21 protein-coding genes are annotated in these 15,306 nt (G+C 63.9%); 1 reads left to right on the forward strand and 20 read right to left on the reverse strand.

What is annotated here, in order from left to right:
* Nucleotides 1–23: 23 nt before the first annotated feature.
* From M729_RS0117155 to M729_RS0117225, 15 genes are all read right to left on the reverse strand, one after another.
* On the reverse strand, nt 24–245 hold the full coding sequence (locus M729_RS0117155) for a hypothetical protein (RefSeq protein ID WP_027162319.1): 222 nt from the start codon (nt 243–245) through the stop codon (nt 24–26).
* 149 nt (nt 246–394) lie between these two features.
* On the reverse strand, nt 395–772 hold the full coding sequence (locus tag M729_RS01000000135310) for a DUF1515 family protein (protein WP_050596278.1): 378 nt from the start codon (nt 770–772) through the stop codon (nt 395–397).
* Between the two features lie 52 nt (nt 773–824).
* Entirely contained in the window at nt 825–1,019 is a 195-nt protein-coding gene (locus tag M729_RS0117165) for a hypothetical protein (RefSeq protein WP_027162320.1), read from the reverse strand.
* Nucleotides 1,004–1,243, reverse strand: coding sequence for a hypothetical protein (locus M729_RS0117170; protein WP_027162321.1), 240 nt, complete (start codon nt 1,241–1,243; stop codon nt 1,004–1,006). Before M729_RS0117170 ends, M729_RS0117165 begins: the two co-directional genes overlap by 16 nt.
* The gene (locus M729_RS0117175; RefSeq protein ID WP_027162322.1) at nt 1,243–1,578 is read right to left on the reverse strand and encodes a DUF6527 family protein; all 336 of its coding nucleotides are present in this window, start codon (nt 1,576–1,578) and stop codon (nt 1,243–1,245) included. Before M729_RS0117175 ends, M729_RS0117170 begins: the two co-directional genes overlap by 1 nt.
* A 1-nt stretch (nt 1,579) precedes the next feature.
* A complete protein-coding gene (locus M729_RS0117180; RefSeq protein ID WP_027162323.1) occupies nt 1,580–1,801 on the reverse strand; it encodes a hypothetical protein in 222 nt (73 codons plus the stop codon).
* A gap of 12 nt (nt 1,802–1,813) precedes the next feature.
* On the reverse strand, nt 1,814–2,698 hold the full coding sequence (locus tag M729_RS1000000136540; protein WP_050596279.1) for a glycoside hydrolase family 19 protein: 885 nt from the start codon (nt 2,696–2,698) through the stop codon (nt 1,814–1,816).
* An 85-nt stretch (nt 2,699–2,783) separates the two neighbouring features.
* Complete coding sequence (locus M729_RS0117190) at nt 2,784–3,179, reverse strand: hypothetical protein (protein WP_027162324.1); 396 nt, start codon at nt 3,177–3,179, stop codon at nt 2,784–2,786.
* Nucleotides 3,180–3,190: 11 nt separating this feature from the next.
* Nucleotides 3,191–5,167 (reverse strand): hypothetical protein, encoded by a 1,977-nt coding sequence (locus M729_RS1000000136545; RefSeq protein ID WP_050596280.1) that lies wholly within the window; start codon nt 5,165–5,167, stop codon nt 3,191–3,193.
* A gap of 48 nt (nt 5,168–5,215) precedes the next feature.
* Complete coding sequence (locus M729_RS1000000136550; protein WP_050596281.1) at nt 5,216–6,691, reverse strand: hypothetical protein; 1,476 nt, start codon at nt 6,689–6,691, stop codon at nt 5,216–5,218.
* A 10-nt stretch (nt 6,692–6,701) separates the two neighbouring features.
* Nucleotides 6,702–7,451 (reverse strand): DUF2612 domain-containing protein, encoded by a 750-nt coding sequence (locus M729_RS0117205; RefSeq protein ID WP_050596282.1) that lies wholly within the window; start codon nt 7,449–7,451, stop codon nt 6,702–6,704.
* Between the two features lie 2 nt (nt 7,452–7,453).
* Nucleotides 7,454–8,890 carry a baseplate J/gp47 family protein gene (locus tag M729_RS0117210; protein WP_027162326.1) on the reverse strand — a complete coding sequence of 479 codons (1,437 nt, stop codon included), beginning with the start codon at nt 8,888–8,890 and terminating at the stop codon, nt 7,454–7,456.
* A 3-nt stretch (nt 8,891–8,893) separates the two neighbouring features.
* Nucleotides 8,894–9,244, reverse strand: coding sequence for a hypothetical protein (locus M729_RS0117215; protein WP_027162327.1), 351 nt, complete (start codon nt 9,242–9,244; stop codon nt 8,894–8,896).
* The gene (locus M729_RS01000000135335; protein WP_050596283.1) at nt 9,244–9,906 is read right to left on the reverse strand and encodes a hypothetical protein; all 663 of its coding nucleotides are present in this window, start codon (nt 9,904–9,906) and stop codon (nt 9,244–9,246) included. Before M729_RS01000000135335 ends, M729_RS0117215 begins: the two co-directional genes overlap by 1 nt.
* Entirely contained in the window at nt 9,903–10,766 is an 864-nt protein-coding gene (locus M729_RS0117225; RefSeq protein WP_027162328.1) for a hypothetical protein, read from the reverse strand. The genes M729_RS01000000135335 and M729_RS0117225 overlap by 4 nt, the downstream gene beginning before the upstream one ends.
* A gap of 34 nt (nt 10,767–10,800) precedes the next feature.
* Here M729_RS0117225 and M729_RS0117230 point away from each other — a divergent pair, with 34 nt between their 5' ends.
* A complete protein-coding gene (locus M729_RS0117230; protein ID WP_027162329.1) occupies nt 10,801–11,046 on the forward strand; it encodes a hypothetical protein in 246 nt (81 codons plus the stop codon).
* Nucleotides 11,047–11,225: 179 nt separating this feature from the next.
* Here the strand turns inward: M729_RS0117230 and M729_RS0117240 are convergent, their stop codons facing one another.
* From M729_RS0117240 to M729_RS0117260, 5 genes are all read right to left on the reverse strand, one after another.
* Nucleotides 11,226–11,540: a hypothetical protein gene (locus tag M729_RS0117240; protein WP_027162331.1), complete on the reverse strand. Its 315-nt coding sequence runs from the start codon at nt 11,538–11,540 to the stop codon at nt 11,226–11,228.
* The gene (locus M729_RS1000000136555) at nt 11,540–12,115 is read right to left on the reverse strand and encodes a hypothetical protein (RefSeq protein ID WP_050596284.1); all 576 of its coding nucleotides are present in this window, start codon (nt 12,113–12,115) and stop codon (nt 11,540–11,542) included. The genes M729_RS0117240 and M729_RS1000000136555 overlap by 1 nt, the downstream gene beginning before the upstream one ends.
* The gene (locus M729_RS1000000136560; protein ID WP_027162332.1) at nt 12,115–14,247 is read right to left on the reverse strand and encodes a phage tail tip lysozyme; all 2,133 of its coding nucleotides are present in this window, start codon (nt 14,245–14,247) and stop codon (nt 12,115–12,117) included. Before M729_RS1000000136560 ends, M729_RS1000000136555 begins: the two co-directional genes overlap by 1 nt.
* 102 nt (nt 14,248–14,349) lie before the next feature.
* Nucleotides 14,350–14,853 (reverse strand): hypothetical protein, encoded by a 504-nt coding sequence (locus M729_RS01000000135350; protein ID WP_198032106.1) that lies wholly within the window; start codon nt 14,851–14,853, stop codon nt 14,350–14,352.
* A gap of 9 nt (nt 14,854–14,862) precedes the next feature.
* Nucleotides 14,863–15,294 carry a hypothetical protein gene (locus M729_RS0117260; protein WP_027162333.1) on the reverse strand — a complete coding sequence of 144 codons (432 nt, stop codon included), beginning with the start codon at nt 15,292–15,294 and terminating at the stop codon, nt 14,863–14,865.
* Nucleotides 15,295–15,306 lie beyond the last annotated feature (12 nt).

The raw sequence follows: 15,306 nt of genomic DNA on the forward strand, positions 1-15,306 counted from the left end.
GACTGGAAATGGGTAGGAAGGTGCTAGGCGGCCGGCGGCGCCGGAAGCTTGGCAGTGTTTGCCGAAATCGCTGCGGTGTTGGCATCGATGATGTCGGCGACGGCGTTCAGCGCGTCCTGGCTGTCAGCGGCGGTGCCGGTTCCGATGCCGGCAGCTACGGCTGCTGCGACGGCGACGGTGTTTGCGGCGATGGCTGCGGTCTGCGCAGCGGCCGAGGCGTTCAGACGGTCCAAAGCAGTGGTCATTTCAAGGGTCCTTTCAAGGAGCCGATGCAAAAGCTCGTGGGAGTGAGCGAGCATTTGCTTCAATTCTCGGTTGGAGCTCATTTCGGTTCGCTCCGGTGATGGGGGGTTACTCAGGGGGGGAACGCTTACTGGCACAAATGTTGGAGATTTCAGGCGGCGCGCAGCACCTTCATGATGGCGTCCCACCAGTAGACGATGAAACCGACGGCCGCGCCGCCGATCGCGGTGCCGGCGATGCCGGCGACGAACAAGGCACCGACTCCGCGCTGCTTCCATTCCTTCACCTCATCGGTGATTTTCTTGCTGTCAGCGACGTCGGTCTTCATCGTCTCGACGTTGGTCTTTAGCTCGCCGACCTCAGCGACGAGGTCATCGACGCGCTTGTGGACGGCTGCGCGATGCAGATCAGCCCGCCGGTTGCTTTCGACTGACCTCTCTTCCGACGCCTGAAAATCGCGGCGGATGCCGGCTACTTCGGCGCGCAGGCTGCCGATCGCCTCCGATATCTCGTCGAGTTTCGACGTCATTTCACAAGCCCCTTGATGGTGATGGCTTTGGCGTGGTTGAGAGCGACGACACTCACGGTCGCCACCCGCAGAGCTGTTGGCCCTTACGGTCGTGGGCCAGGATCGCGGCCACCGATGCATCCGAGAGCATGGCGACTTCGGCTTTCGTCGGCCGGATCGGATGCTCGACCTTGCAGAAGCTGCCGCCCGTAGTGGTGCAGCCGGCTCCGAGCGCGAGCACTGCCGCCAGCGTCAGGATTTTGACCATTCGCCCAATTCCTTCCGGTTGTCGGCCGGCGCGCTGCCAGCCACGGCATCGTCGATCTTCTGACCTTCAACAGTCGCGGCGGCATCGTTCGCCGCCTGCTTGTTGCGCTCAGTGGCAACGCCGGTGGCGCGGCCATGAAACCAGGCGCCGGCCGCGCCGATGATCCCGGCGACAATGGCGAGGATGGTCGGATTGGTGAGTAGAAAGGTGAGGATCGCGGTCATCAGCACGATCTCCAGACGCCGTCAGTCAACCAGCCGTGCCAATGCCCGATGTGGTGCACGGACGGCATGAGCGTCGGCGCTTCCTTTGATCCATTCCAATGCCACGACGGCGACTGCGCCGGCTTCTCGCCCGCCTTGACGCGGACTGCGCCGGCCGCGCCACAGCCGCAAGGACAGGAATAGTACCAGTATTCGGAGCCGTCGCCGGTCGGCCGCTCGTCCTGCGACATCACCAGGAGCGCGCCAGGAACACGCGTCCTCATGTTCTCGTCGAAGAAAGCCGCCTCGCTCTCGGCGAACGTCGCCGCGACCGGCTCTGTCTTGACTTCGCTCATCTCACGACCCCTTGCAGTCGGGATCGCGGCGGCGGCGGGCGTACTCGGTAAGGACACCGGACGCCAGCAGATAGATGGGCACATACTGCGTCGGCACATAGGCCTGAAAGACGCTCGGATCGAGAGCGCAGAACGCCCCGACGACGAGGCCGCCGAACATCTGCACGCGAGCGACCAGGATGGTCTCGGAGTTGAGGAAAAAGCTTTTGATCTTTTCCAGCATGGCGAAGTCCTTTCAGAAGAACGAGTGAATCCAGGCGGCCAGTTCATGCCAGCGCATCGCGATGGCGGTACCGATGACGGCGAGAAGGCCGACCGCGACGGTAGGTTTGCTACTGCTCGGCGTCGGCTCGGGAACGGTAGGCGCGGGCAGGTTCAATGGCGCGGGCGCGGCAGGCACGAGCACGGTCTGCTCCGTGACTGTGTCGCCGTGCTGGACGACGACCATGACGCTGGGCTTGTCCGGGAACAGCACGGGTGCTGCCACCGGTTGAGGAGCTGCAGGTGCCGGAGCGGGTTGTGCCGTCTGCACCGGCTCCGCAGTCTGCAAGGCTTCAAGGGCAGCGATGACGCGGTGCGTCAGGGCGATGCGATCGGCCTCGGCGTTAGCCGGTTTGCTCGATTTCGGGTTGCCGCGATTGACGCCGCGGCTGACTGCGGCCGTGTCGTTACGGTCGGCATAGACGTTGAGGTTGTTCTTCTGCCAATACCAAAGCGACGTCGCGAAGCCGACGGCACGGTCCGTGGCGACCAGATCAGGCGTCGCCTCGAGATCGATGTCAGGGCGGCCAAGGAGAGTGCGGACGAACGGCGTCGCCTCGCGATAGTCGGCCCGGCCGGTGAGCTGGATCGGGCCGCGCCCCTTGAACCGCTTGCCATCCCCCGGCTGCGTGTTGCCGAGATCCTCACGGCCTTCATAGGCAGCCCCGCTGGCATATTCCTCATAGGTCCGGAAATAGTTGCTCTCGACACCGCACTGGCCGATGAACTGGCCGAGCCGAAGCACGCTGCCGAGGACGTCTCCGGCTGTTGGGCAGGCCGCCAGGAACGGGCCGAGGTTTGCCGGATCGGCATGCGGGAAAAGTGGCGCGAGGTCGGCCGCGCTCGGATAGACGAGCATGGTCAGTCCTTTCCGCCCCGGGAGGGCAGGTTTTGGGATGAGGATCAGGGATTGCAGGACCCACGCCGGCTGGGTCCTCTAACGGTCAGAGCAAAGCAGCTGCCGTGAAGAAGGCGTCGATCTGGGCTGACGTGCAGCCAAGGGCTGCGAAGCCGGTTTCCATCATCGGCTCGCTGCGCAGGAAGCTCCCGCTGTATTCGAAAGCGTCCTGCACCTCGACCGGCTGCTGACCGATCCAGGTCGTGACCTGGTCGCGCAGACCGGCAACACTCAGCTGGAGATGGAATTGCCGGGCCGACACGCTATCGGGGACGCCAGGTGCCGGCGTCGGGGGAGCCGAGAACGCTCCGTTGACGTACTGCCCGCCGATATAAGCCGGTGCCTGGTAAGGCACCAGCGTGAAGCCTTCCAACTGAAAGTCGGCGTCGGCTTCGATGATGTTGACGACGTTGTTGCTGGCGTCGATGACGACAAACTTCATGGGTGTGATCCTTATTTGAACTCGAAGATGACGACGACGCCCGGAGCACCGGAGCCGCCAACGCCAGCGCTATATGAGCCGCCGCCGCCGCCCGCGCCGAATGCCTGTGCAGCGGCACCGGCATTGTGGCCGCCGGCAGTCTGTCCGCCTGCGCCGCCGCCGCCCCAAAAACCGGCGCCACCGGTTCCCCCATAGGAGTTGGTGGTCGCGTTGGTGCCAGAGCCGCCGTCGCCGCCGGCCAGGTTGAGAGTGCCCGTGCCGCTCGCCGCGCCACCGCGACCGCCGAGGGTTTGGGAGGCCGAGGCGCTGCCGCCGTTCGCCGTGAGAGAACCGAATGCAGAAGATCCACCGGCAGCGCCAGCGCCGCCGCCCGCTCCGATCGTAACGCTCTGGGCCGATACCGGGTTGAAAAAGTATAGCGTCGTGCCGCCTGCACCGCCGCCGCTTTCACTGCCGCTGCCTGTGCCGGTCGTACCGCCGGCACCACCGCCAGTCACAAAAACGATGGCCCGCGTTGCACCGGCGGTTGGGGAGTACGTGCCCGAGCTGGTGATGGCCTGGACGTTGATGAGGGTGCCCGCAGCCGCGACATCAACAAACGCGGTGGTGGCGATCTGCGTGCTGTTGGTGCCGGCAGCCGGGGTTGGCGCGGTTGGAACCCCGGTCATTGCCGGACTGGCCAGCGTCTTGTTGGAAAGCGTCTGAGCCGTGGTCTTGTCCACGGTGATCGTGGGGTCGATCGCGAACTGCGTGCCCACGAGGGTAAGGCCATTGCCCGCTGTATACGCTCCCACCCCTGCAGTCTGGGCAAAGGTGATCGGATTGGTGCCGATGACCGGGTTTTCGGTGCCGTTCTGCACAAAGGTCGTAGCGCCGAGCGTTGCTCCACCCGTCACGAAGGTCTGGTCGCCAAGGTCGATATCGGCGGCGAGATTGTAATAGGTCGCACGCGTCAGCACAAAAGGCGCGCCGGCGCTGCCGGTCGCCGAGACCGTGTAGATACCATTCTGGAACGTCGAGGCCTGGTTCTTGACCAGGATGACATCGTTCACGTTCGCGGCCACGCCATCGACCGTCAAAGCGCCGTTGGCAGAAGTCGTAAGCGTGGCACCGACGCCAGATGCTCCGTTCGCATAGGTGACAGTCGCAAGCGCGGCGGTCGTGGCTAGTCTGCAAGCCGGCAGCGTCGTGGTCGCGTAGATCGCTGCCTGGACATAGGCAGTCGTCGCCAGCTTTGTCGAGTTGTCGCCAGGCGTCTGCGTGACGGCGGTCGAGGCAGCAGCGAGAGTAATGGTCGGGTTTGTCGCGAACACGAGCGGTCCGCTTCCGGTCTCGTCGACCATGGTGGCTGCGAGTTGCGCACTCGTGCCTCCCGCCAGGAAAGCCGCCATGTTTGCGGCCAGACCGGAGATGTCGCTGATCGCCGGCTGCGCGAACGTCGGGTAGCCGCTCAAGTTGATGCCCGTGGCGAAATTGTGGGCAGGCGCGGCGGCCGAAAACACGCCGCCCAAGGCCACGGTCTGAGGCGTGGGAAGATCAGCTCCGACCAACACCCGGAACGCGGGCGCGCCGGCTCCCGCACCTGGCGTGGCGAGCACGAGGTTGGCCGCGTGCGATTGCAGCGAGATCCCGCTGTCCTGGACGCCTGTGCCGTTCGTGTTGGAAAACACGGCGATGTTGCCCACCAGGGCGCTCGACGGCCCAACGACATTGCCGTTAGAGATTGGCCCGATGGTTTGGCCGCCGATCTGGAAAAACAGACCGTAGATCGTCGACCAGAACATACCATCGACGGGCGATGCCGGAGTCTGCCCAGGAGGAATGGAAAAGCCGGCACCATTGGACGTCGAGGCAAAGGTGTTAAGCGGACCTTGCATCGAGTCGCCGGCCCGGTTGACGGGGGTGTAGCCGAGCGCGTTCTGCTTCTGGTTGAAAAGCAGGTTCCACTGGCCAGGCGTTAGCACCACGCCATAGCTAAACGTCACCATGAGACCTATCCGATTATGTGAGGTGCAGTTGCAGGCGGCTCAGGTGCCTCAATCAAACTCGAAGATGACGACGACACCGATACCGCCAGCACCGCCGGCACCGCCCCCGTCGCCACCGCCGCCGCCGCCGCCAAGAGAGCCGGGACCGCCGTTTACTTGGACGCCGGTCGAAGGCGTTGCGCCGCCGAAGCCGCCGCCGCTCCAGAAGGAGCCACCGCCGGCACCACCGTCGTGGCCCGAACCAGCCGAGCCGCCATTGCCCGCGATCAAAAGGGTTCCAGCCGTTCCAGTCCCTACCGACTGGCCGCCTGCTCCGTTTGAGTTGGTGCCGCTGGAAGAACCGCCGGCGCCACCCGTGGCAACGGCAAGGGCGCCGAAGGAAGTTGTTCCTCCAGAACCGCCGATGAGATCAGAACCGGATGACGCATTGGGGACCCCACCAGCGGCGATCGTGACGACCTGGGAGGACACCGGTCCGAAATAGACCGCCGTTCCGCCCGCGCTTCCGCCGCCGCCAGTGAAGCCGCCCGTGGTGGCGTTGCCGCCACCTGCGCCACCGCCGCCCGTGGCAAAGACGAGCATGCTCTTGGCACCGGCCGTCGGCACGTAGGTTCCACTGGCCGCGATGACGCGCATGGCCTTCATCGCACCAGGCAACACTGCGGCGAGCGCCGCGAGCGTGACCTCGCGATCCGCAGCGTCCGACAACACGTGCAGCGGAAAGCTGTCGCCCAAGGAAAGCGCTCCGGTCGGCGCCGGCAAGCTCGGGATGTTGAGGGAGAGAACCTGCTGATCGGTCGCCGAAAGACCGGCATTGGCAGCGACCGTCACGGCAGGGTTGAGCAGCCGAAACGACGTTGTGGCAAGGTTATATTCGAGGATGCCGGTGCCGCTCGCCGGCCATTGCTTGGCCGTCAGTGCAGTGCCGTCCATGTTGACGATGGGATGCGAGCCGAGCGCTTCGATGTTGCCAGTCATCGCGCCGTTATTGTCGAATGCGGCCTTCTGGATGAAGAAGACCTGACCGTCGACATAGGCGATCGGCGCCGGCAAGACATTTGCCGTGACGACGTTCGCCGAACCGGTATCGGCACCCACCATAATGGGAGAAGTCGCCGCGCCGATGTTGACCCAATTCGCCCCCCCGGTATCCGGGTCCGACGTGTTGTCGTCGGCGGTGCTCAGCCAGACGATGCCCGCCACAGCTCCGAGCAGGACAGCACCGAAGGGATAGCCGCCGATAGTCGTCGAGAAGCTCGGATCGTAGGGAACGAGACCGCCTGCGTTCTGCCACTGCGACCACTGCGTGATCTGCTTGAGAATGCCGTTCATGTCCTGGCCGAACGGCGGCACGCCGCCCGATCCCACCGGCAGGAAGTTGAGCGGCGGAAAGCCATCGGTCAGGGAGGCCGCGCCATTCACGATCCCGATCTGCGAGCCGAGCGGAATGGCGCGAATGTAGCTTGGGCTCGCCGTGGCCCCCCAGACTGCGGGGAACTTCGGCGGCAGTGCAGAAAGCTTCATGACGGGATCCTTAGATGATGACGACCGACGCGCTGACGCCTGTCGGCTTCGGCAAGACGCCGGAGTTTTGGACGATCGCGAGTTCGACGGGGGTGAGCTGGAACGCGAAGGTGTAAGTCATCGTCATCGTCGCGATGGACGAGCCCGCGTAGAACGATGCCTGGCTGAAACCGACGCAGTTCAGCGATTCCTGAAAGCCAAACCAGGTCCCGTGGGTGCCGCCTTCGGTGACGTAGGCGTTGCCCCTATTCGGGAAGAGGCTGAGCAGTATCTGGTTGATCGCTGGGATCGAACCGTTCGTGATGTTGGCGGCCGCCTTGGCGAAGATCAGCCGGCGAAACGCATCATCCGAGAGCGCGAAATTCGACGTCAGAGAAGCGCCGGAATAGAATGCGCCTTGCTCGAATGGGTCAGCTCCAGGGCTCGCCTCATCGAAGCCGAACCAATCTCCGGACGTGACCTGGAGAACGCGATTGACGCCGACGATGCGGCCCCAGACGTCGAGCCCGTAGCCCTGCGCTGTGTCGACATTCCAGATGCAGTCGAAGAACGCGTCGAAGTTGGCGGTTTGGTCGAGATACGAGAAAATGTTCCCGATCAGCTGGGTCAGCGTGGGCGCGTTCGCATACTGGCTGATGACCGTGCGCCAGACGTCGAACGGCGGGTAGTCGCCGACCGGGCTGACGCCGAGGGCGAACTGCCCAAAGCCGTTCGGGATCCCGGCCGGCGGCCTGGGATAGGGAGGTCCTGTATCGGCCATGATCAGCTCAGCGTGACGATGATGTCGTTGGGCGAGATGGTCGGCACCTGGTCGATATCGACGCTGATGTCGAAGCGATTGGGGATAGCCGCCGTCATGCTCTCGATCGACACATTCTTGTTGTTGGAGACGGTATAGGTGCCGGTGCCCCCGGTACCGCTGCCCAGCGCCGTGATCGTGGTGCCGACGGTCAGTGCGCCGGTTGAGTCGGAAATGACCTGACCCACGGCCAGCGCTCCCGATGCGACCGCCGATACAGTCAGCGTCGCTCCGACGATTGTCCCGGTGAAGACGGCCGACGGATTGTTGTTCGAGCCCACCTCGATCGAGATGATCTGCGCCCACGAGCCAAGCGCGGCCACAGGCGCGTAGAACCGGCTGGCGAATAGCGTGGTGCCGATCTTGGCGCGCGGGCCTCCGTCACCTCCAGCAAAGGCGCTGACGATGGCGTTCTGGATTTGCGTCGCGGCGTCGGCCGGCACCAGGTGCGAATTGACGATGTTGACCGCAAACAGGATCGCCAGCGGATTGGGGATTTGGAAGGAGACCCGATAGGAAGGGTACGGCGGCACATAGCCGGGGCTCTGGTCGTAGATCGTGACCGCCGTGTTGCCGTTATAGCCGCAGCCGGGGGCTTTTCGCGACCAGATCGCCTGCGCGATTTCGTCGGCATCGCCGCCGACCACGGCGACATAAAGCGAGTTGGGATAGACCGAGACGCCGCCAATGGTCTGCACATTGTTGCTGGCGTTCTCGGTCACGAACGCATCGATGACGTTCGACACCGCCAGGACCGCGCCAAGCACCGAAGGAAGCGAGCCCTGCGAGTTCAGCGCGACCGAGGCAGCGCGGCGCGCTTCAAAGGCCGCCCGGCTCTCGACGTTGTTGCCCAGCACGCCGTCATCCGGGTTGGTGATCGAGTCCCATCCGGGAATCGACCGGTAAATCTGGTCGAGGCTTCCGGCCGGGCATGGGATTGGGCCGACCACCAGGCATTCGAAGGGCAAGGTGACAGTGCCGTCGGCACCGATGACGCCGTCTTCCGTGCACAGATACTGGTTGCCATCCTCGGCCAGCGCCAGCGATCCGGACGGAATGGCGACGCCCGGCAAGCCATTGCAAAGGGCCTGGACGACGGTCGGCTGAGCCGGGTTGCGCTCGATAAAGTAGATGCGCGCGATCGCATCCTGCATGCGGCCGGTGGCGTAAGCCGGATCGACCTGGTTGGTGAAGAAGAGGAAGGTCGAATTGACCTCGTCGATCACCGCTGTTTCGCTGCTGGCCAGCTGCCCTTGCGGCGTGTTCAAGGCCGGGTTGAGCACGCCCCCGAACGCTTCGTTGATGTCATCCTGGACGCCCGCGAGCACTTCCGCGGCCGAGGGGATCAGGAAGCCGGTGTCGGTCCACTGCGGCGGGGGAACATTGGTGGTTTCGACCATGTGCTAGAAGCCCGCTGCGGTGATGTTGCCCGCCGCGTCCCTCACCTGCACTTGGCCGGTGATTTCGCGGTCGGTCCATGACTGGATGAATGTCTGCGCCGAGACGACGCCGGGGACCGTCAATGCGGCCTGGTTGAAATACGCCTTCATCAGCGAGACCGGCGGCGCCCTGCCGAGTATCTGATCGAAGTAGGGAATCCCCTGCGTCGTGTCGTAGTAGAGTTCCCCGAGGAACAGCCGGATCGCGCTCGCGGCGTCCTGCGCCAGCGAATAGGACGGCTCGGCGATCGCGATGTTGCCCGAGGCGTCGGCGGTCAAGTCCCAGGTGTCCGTGGTCAGAAGCATCGTCTGCATCAGGTTCCGGGCTCCGGTGGGCCTGACGTCCCGCCACCAGGCTGGACGCCGGTATGGAGGTGGTTGAGGAGGCTGATGTTGGCGCCCCCCGATCCTGCGATGACGTCTCCCGTCACTAGCAGTTGCGCCGTCGTGATCGTGATCGAGCCGGCCGCGAACTCGATGATCTGGCCGTTCTTGTCGAAAAGCTTGATGCCGGTCTCGGTGAACTGCACCGCCTGGTCCTGGTTGGCCGGGTTGACGATCGCACCCATGTAGATGCCGTCCGACATGTTGCCGCGCCGGAAGCTGCCCGGGTTCGACTGCTTGCCGGCGTTAGCTTTCAGCGCCGAGATGTCCCGGTCTGGGATCGTCATGTGGCCGATATCGCCGACCTTGGGGTCGTTGATGATGCCGTTCGTGCCGCCTTGGCTTCGCATTGTGGCGATGCCGTAGATGATGCCGTGGGGCGTCTGGTTGCCCTGCCCGTCGGTCTGATTGACCAGCGGCATAACATCGATCGTCGGCGGCGCGCCGACGCCACCGCCGTACACCGCCACAACCTTGACCGGAATGCCCGTGCGATGCTGTGCCAGCTCCTGCCGGATCAGGAAGCGCAGCCGGTTGATCTCGCTGGTGTCGTCCGATGTGGTCTGCTGACCGAAGAAACCTTGCCCGCTCATGCCGGCGCCGAGGCATCAACGGCGATGCATTCGAGCACCATGAACCATTTGCCGTGCGGCATCATCGACTCCAACTGATACTCGAGGCGGTTGACCTTCCACGTGCCGTTGGCGGGCGTCAGGTCGCTCTGAATTTGCACCTTGCCCTGATACTTCACGGCCGGGTTGTAGAGCGCACGGACCAGCACGAACGCCTGCTGGAAGAACGGGTAGCCGACCATGCCGGTGTCGGCCGAGATCAGGACGGTGTCGCTGTTGCGCGCCTTGCCGGGCGGCGTGATCACCATCGTTGCCCGATCGAAGCCGACGTCGAACCCGCCGTCGCGCGCGATCGCCAGCGCCTGCGTCCACGCGGTGCCGGGATAGTAGGGGTTGGCGAACTTGACCTTTACGCCGGCGTCCTCGAACGCCATGCCCATCTGCCCCGCGAGGCTTTTCATCATCTGGGAGGCGTCGCCCGAGCCTTTGATGCTGAGCGGCGGAATTGGCTTTGCGGCATGGAACACGCCGGGGAGCGAGCTGATCCGGAAGCACACGTCAGGCATTGCCTGCGCGTCGACATAGGCATAAACGATCGCCCCGGTCCAAACGACGTTCTGGCCGGTCTCATCGTCTCCGGCGAGCACCGAAATGCCGTTCTTGTACATCTGTAGATACTGTGAACCGACTGTGGATAGCTGGTTCATCACGGCGAGCGGCAGGCCCCAGATTGAAATCTCGGCTTGCCCCGAGCCCTGCCCTGCGTTGACGATGTTGCAGGCGACGCGCAAGCCGAACACCTCTGCGGTGTTGCCGCCGCCCTCAAACTGGCCGTTGGCCAGCTCGAACTCGACGGAAATTCGCTTCTGGCTGAACGCCATCCCGACCACCGCCCGTCATGAAAAGGTTACGCTTATGTCGAAAGTCCTTGCCGCCGCGACAGCCGCCCTCCTCGTCTTCACCGTCGCACCCGCGCTGGCGAAGCCAAACAAGGCCGCCCTCGAAAAGAGCTATCTCGATTTGAACGAGCAGTGCCGCGGCGGATCAGGCGACGATCCGGACACGATCAAGGCGTGCGATCAGCGCGAAGAGGTGTCGGCGCAGCTGCGCCAGCTCCACGTCTGCTTTGCCGGCGACCGTTTTCAGAAGTGCAAGAAATGATCAGCCGCGCGCCCACGCAAGGGGAGCTGAGAATGCAAGCGATACGGTTTATGCGGCTGCTGATCGAGGGGGCGATGCTTATCGCGGGATGCTACCTGTTCTACGAGGTGATGCACCTATTCCACGCCTTCGACCAAATGGGTGACGGGCTCCACCAGGTATGGCACGGCCTAAAGGGATCAGCCCTGCCCGGGCAGTAAGTCGGCCGGCGACAGGTAGGCCAAGCTGTAGCGCGTGCCGAGCCCGGTATAATACGGGTCGGTGTCGCCCTGGTTGTCGATGAAGATCAGGTCGCCGGAAAATCCGAGATAGAGCGACCGCACGATCCGGTTGATGTTCTGGCAGATCACCCCGCCGATCACGAGCACGTTGTCGACATAGACGTCGATGAACAGGCCCGTGCTCTTCTGGTAGAGGCTGATCTGCGAGACCTGGCCGTCCAGCGTCACCCCGACCGCCTGGTTGGGAACCGCCTGCAGGGGAATGATGACCATCAGAAGCCTCCGGCCGGCAGTCCCGACGATGTTTGGAATTTCGCCAGCTGAGCGCTGGTCGCCGGCGCGGTCTGCACCGTGCCGCCGTTGACCTGCGACGCGCCGCTCGGATCCTGCGTGTTCGACATGCCGGCGCTGACGGCCTGGCGAACTTCGATCAGCCAGATATCGACCGACAGAAGCCCCATGCCCTCGTTGGCGCGCCGGCTGTAGTCGTAGTGGGTGAAGTTGCAGGAGAGATAGACCGCCTCCGGCGTCACCACATCATAGAGGTTGGTGTCGCCGGCGACGGCTGCGATCGACGCCAGCATGGCGGCGCGATTTGCCGCCGATCCGCCGGCGGTGAAGCGCAGCCGCGCATCGTAGGGGATTTGGACCTTATCGTAGCTCTCGAATGCCCCGCGCTCGACGGGGAAGTCAGAGATCGACCATTGCTGGCGATACTGCACCTCGACGACGTTGTCGGCCACGATCACGGGAACGCCGCCGAAATAGATGCCCCATGGCTGCTGCGAAAAGGCGCCGGAAAGCAGCCCGATCGCGTCTTGCGTCAGAAGCTCCAGAATGCCGGCCATCACGCCAATCCATTGTTTGCCTGAGCGGTGAAGAGACGCCGGCTGAGCGCGTCGTTGATATCAGACGCGATGCCGTTTGCATCCGTCGCCTGACTATGAACCTCGACCTTGCCGATATGGGCCTCGACCGAGCTGGTCGACGTCGTGGCGTTATGTGTGCTGGAGATGTTGGAGAGCGCAGCACCCTTGGCTCCGGTGTTGATCCCCTTCATGCCCCGGTAGGTTTTGCCGGTGAAGTTGTCCATGCCGTTCCAGGAATTGTAGCCCTCGGCGCGTTCGTACATCGATGCGCCGGCGGCACCCTGCGCATCGGTCCTGGCATTGCGCAGCGCCCGGCCGGCCGCACTCTCGGGACCGTTCAGTTCCGAAAGCGAGAACTGCAACTGCGTGTCGAAGTCGTTCCAGTTCTTGCCACGTGCTTTGGCAAAGGCCATCAGGCGCGCCCTGCGAGGGCCAAGCCATTGCGCCATGCCAGTTGCGCCGATGCTGTTGACCGTACCAGGACCGCCGCCCGCCTCGACATTCATCCAGCGCGACACGAGACCGCGTGCGCCGGCATCCGACAGGCCGCCGGCCGTGAGCGTCTGGTAAGCCTGCGATTGCCGCTCGGGCGTCCACCAGCCCTTTGTGCCACGCGAGGCACTCTGAGGGCCGCCGACCGCATCGCCACCCGCGCCGCCAGCGGCTGGGGTGCCGAAGGCGTTGCGCGCGCCAGCGCTCAACATGCTGCCGATGCCGCTCACCAGGTTGCTCCAGAAGCCGCCACCGTCGGTTTTCTGGTCGGAGATCGTGACGGGGAGCGGGTTGCCCCTCGAAACGGGCTTGCCGTCGACCGTCGTTTCGGCACCGCGCCCATTATGGAAGCGCGATTGCGGACCGCTGCGATCGTAGTGTTTCATCTGGGAAATGGTGTCGATATCCCGATCGGTATAATAGACGCCGTTCCCTTTCCCCTGCGGGGTATCGCCAGAGAGCGTAAGCATGGCCAGGAAGGGCGACAGCTTGCCCATGAGCCCCATCAAGCCAGCGCCGGCAGCACCTTCCCCAGCGGCCGCCGCCGCGCCACCACCACCGCCGCCGAGCAGCGCCCCGCCTAGCGTGCGAATGTTGCCAAGCACGCTGAGGAACTTGGCGCCGGCCCACAAGCCGAACAGGATCTCGGTTGCCCTGATGACGCCGCCCAGCCCGTCGACCACGTCCTTCGCCCCGTTGGCAAATGTCTGCATGCCGGCGCCGACGGCGTTCCAGTCGATCTTTTCGAGGAAGTCGATGAATTTCTTCACCGCATCGACGATGCCGGTCTGGATCCAGTCCCGGTTCTTGTCGATCCATGCCGACATCTTGTTGGCGGCGTCGACCAGGACCGGGCCGAGCTTGTCATAGATCGCGTTGGCGAGCGCGATAATGTTCTGGAGGAGTTCGTTCCAGCTCGCCTGCAATTTCTGCGCGGAATCGATTGCCGCATTGCTGGGCGACAGGCTTTTCTGGAGCTTGTCGAGATAGACGTCGATGCCCGCGCCCATCTTGTACATGAGCTGTTCGGTGGCCGGGTCGAGGCCGAGCGCCTGCGCGACGTTGTGGGCCGCGCCTGCATCGATCTGGTGCAGCCGCTGCAATGCGGCGGCGACATCGGAGAGATATCGATCGAGCCCATGGTTGGGATCGATCCTCATGCCCGTCCAGGCTTGCAGCTGCGAGAACTCGCGCGGCAGCGCCTCGCCGTTCTTGTTGAGGTTGTAGAGTTGCTTGTTGACGCGCTCCAAGGTCGACGCGGTCGCATCGGCCGAGCCGCCGAAACGTTCGGCCGCATTCTCCCAGGCCGCGATCCGCTGCGGCGATTCACCCAAGCTCGACGCGAACCGGCCAAGCGAGGCGTCGGCGTTGGTGATCTTGCGCACGAAATCGCTCAGCGCCTGCGAGCCGGTGATGACGGCGAAGAGTTCGAGCACGCGCCTGGTGATCAGGTTGACCGTCTCGGCAGCCTTTTTCGAGCTGTCCTCGATTTCCTTGCCGCCCTTGCGGAACTCGTCGCGCGTCTTGAGCCAGGCTTCGGCCTGCTTCTTCTGACCCTTTTCGAAGTCCTTGGGATCGAGACCAAGCGTAACGATCAGGCTGTCAATGACCGTTGGCATTCTCGTCTCGCTTCCTCAGCAACATCATGTTGTGGGCGTCCACCATCGCCACCTCGAGGAGGTCGTGGACGTCCTCGATCGACAGCCATTCGTCGAGCTCTCTCAGGGACGTTTTGCCCTTTGAGAGAACCTGACCGATGGCTCGGGAGACGTTTCCGTATTCGGCGAGCCTGACTCCGGCGACGGCGAGTTCGAGATCGATTTCGACTTGCCGCCTTTGGTAAAAAAACCGACGTGAAGGTTGATCACCTCCTGCCGCAGCTGGATTAGCGTCGCGATCTCCTCGACATCGCCTTCGATCAGCGGACGCTGGATGGCGGGATTGCGAGCGTCGGGCTTGATGGTGACGCATTCCATCATCTCGTCGAGCAGCGGCTCGGCATCCTCGAAGGCGATCTTGGTGATCGCCTTGATGCCGACGATGGCGATGCCCTGCATACCCATGCCGGCGAAGTCGTCGGGAAGCTCGACGCCGGAGCGCGCCACGGCGAGCAGCGCGCGCATCGCCCATTTCTCCGCGCGCGTCGCCGGCATCTCGCGAATGTGGAAGGTCTTGCCCTCGTCACGGCCCTCGTCAGTGATGGTGACGTCGATCTCTTTACGCATGACTTACCCTCAGTTCGGTACGCTTTGAACGCTCTCCCAGCGGATCGCGAAACGGCGAGGCTGCAGGATCTTGGCCGCCGCCGGCATCGGCGGCAGGCTGATCAGGAAGCCCTTGGTCGACACATAGGACCGGCCCACGGACGGGAGCGTGGTGCTGCCGTTTGCGGTGTAGACGTCCTTGGCCTGCTTCTGGGTCGCCGCCCAGGTTTCGAAGAAGGCGATCGACGGGGAATCGGCCTGCAACACAAAGGTCTGGTTGACCGGGTTGAAGACGAAGCCGCCCGACAGGATGCCATCGACGCCCATGGCCGTTTCGACCAGGTCGACGTTGTCCATGTCGTAGATGTTGTCGGCCGCGAAGCCCTGCAGTTGGACCGGTGTCGGGAAGAGGTTCGCCACCGCAAGCGTAATGACCGCGTTCGCGGCCGTCAGAGACGACATGATCTAGCTCCT

The sequence above is a fragment of the Mesorhizobium sp. WSM1293 genome (assembly GCF_000513875.1).
In the GTDB taxonomy this organism is placed as follows: domain Bacteria; phylum Pseudomonadota; class Alphaproteobacteria; order Rhizobiales; family Rhizobiaceae; genus Mesorhizobium; species Mesorhizobium ciceri.

Bases quoted from the DNA above. Each gene is read 5' to 3' on its own strand.
- M729_RS0117155 (WP_027162319.1), bottom strand. From the start codon at position 245: ATGACCACTGCTTTGGACCGTCTGAACGCCTCGGCCGCTGCGCAGACC.
- M729_RS01000000135310 (WP_050596278.1), bottom strand. From the start codon at position 772: ATGACGTCGAAACTCGACGAGATATCGGAGGCGATCGGCAGCCTGCGC.
- M729_RS0117165 (WP_027162320.1), bottom strand. From the start codon at position 1,019: ATGGTCAAAATCCTGACGCTGGCGGCAGTGCTCGCGCTCGGAGCCGGC.
- M729_RS0117170 (WP_027162321.1), bottom strand. From the start codon at position 1,243: ATGACCGCGATCCTCACCTTTCTACTCACCAATCCGACCATCCTCGCC.
- M729_RS0117175 (WP_027162322.1), bottom strand. From the start codon at position 1,578: ATGAGCGAAGTCAAGACAGAGCCGGTCGCGGCGACGTTCGCCGAGAGC.
- M729_RS0117180 (WP_027162323.1), bottom strand. From the start codon at position 1,801: ATGCTGGAAAAGATCAAAAGCTTTTTCCTCAACTCCGAGACCATCCTG.
- M729_RS1000000136540 (WP_050596279.1), bottom strand. From the start codon at position 2,698: ATGCTCGTCTATCCGAGCGCGGCCGACCTCGCGCCACTTTTCCCGCAT.
- M729_RS0117190 (WP_027162324.1), bottom strand. From the start codon at position 3,179: ATGAAGTTTGTCGTCATCGACGCCAGCAACAACGTCGTCAACATCATC.
- M729_RS1000000136545 (WP_050596280.1), bottom strand. From the start codon at position 5,167: ATGGTGACGTTTAGCTATGGCGTGGTGCTAACGCCTGGCCAGTGGAAC.
- M729_RS1000000136550 (WP_050596281.1), bottom strand. From the start codon at position 6,691: ATGAAGCTTTCTGCACTGCCGCCGAAGTTCCCCGCAGTCTGGGGGGCC.
- M729_RS0117205 (WP_050596282.1), bottom strand. From the start codon at position 7,451: ATGGCCGATACAGGACCTCCCTATCCCAGGCCGCCGGCCGGGATCCCG.
- M729_RS0117210 (WP_027162326.1), bottom strand. From the start codon at position 8,890: ATGGTCGAAACCACCAATGTTCCCCCGCCGCAGTGGACCGACACCGGC.
- M729_RS0117215 (WP_027162327.1), bottom strand. From the start codon at position 9,244: ATGCAGACGATGCTTCTGACCACGGACACCTGGGACTTGACCGCCGAC.
- M729_RS01000000135335 (WP_050596283.1), bottom strand. From the start codon at position 9,906: ATGAGCGGGCAAGGTTTCTTCGGTCAGCAGACCACATCGGACGACACC.
- M729_RS0117225 (WP_027162328.1), bottom strand. From the start codon at position 10,766: ATGGCGTTCAGCCAGAAGCGAATTTCCGTCGAGTTCGAGCTGGCCAAC.
- M729_RS0117230 (WP_027162329.1), top strand. From the start codon at position 10,801: ATGTCGAAAGTCCTTGCCGCCGCGACAGCCGCCCTCCTCGTCTTCACC.
- M729_RS0117240 (WP_027162331.1), bottom strand. From the start codon at position 11,540: ATGGTCATCATTCCCCTGCAGGCGGTTCCCAACCAGGCGGTCGGGGTG.
- M729_RS1000000136555 (WP_050596284.1), bottom strand. From the start codon at position 12,115: ATGGCCGGCATTCTGGAGCTTCTGACGCAAGACGCGATCGGGCTGCTT.
- M729_RS1000000136560 (WP_027162332.1), bottom strand. From the start codon at position 14,247: ATGCCAACGGTCATTGACAGCCTGATCGTTACGCTTGGTCTCGATCCC.
- M729_RS01000000135350 (WP_198032106.1), bottom strand. From the start codon at position 14,853: ATGCGTAAAGAGATCGACGTCACCATCACTGACGAGGGCCGTGACGAG.
- M729_RS0117260 (WP_027162333.1), bottom strand. From the start codon at position 15,294: ATGTCGTCTCTGACGGCCGCGAACGCGGTCATTACGCTTGCGGTGGCG.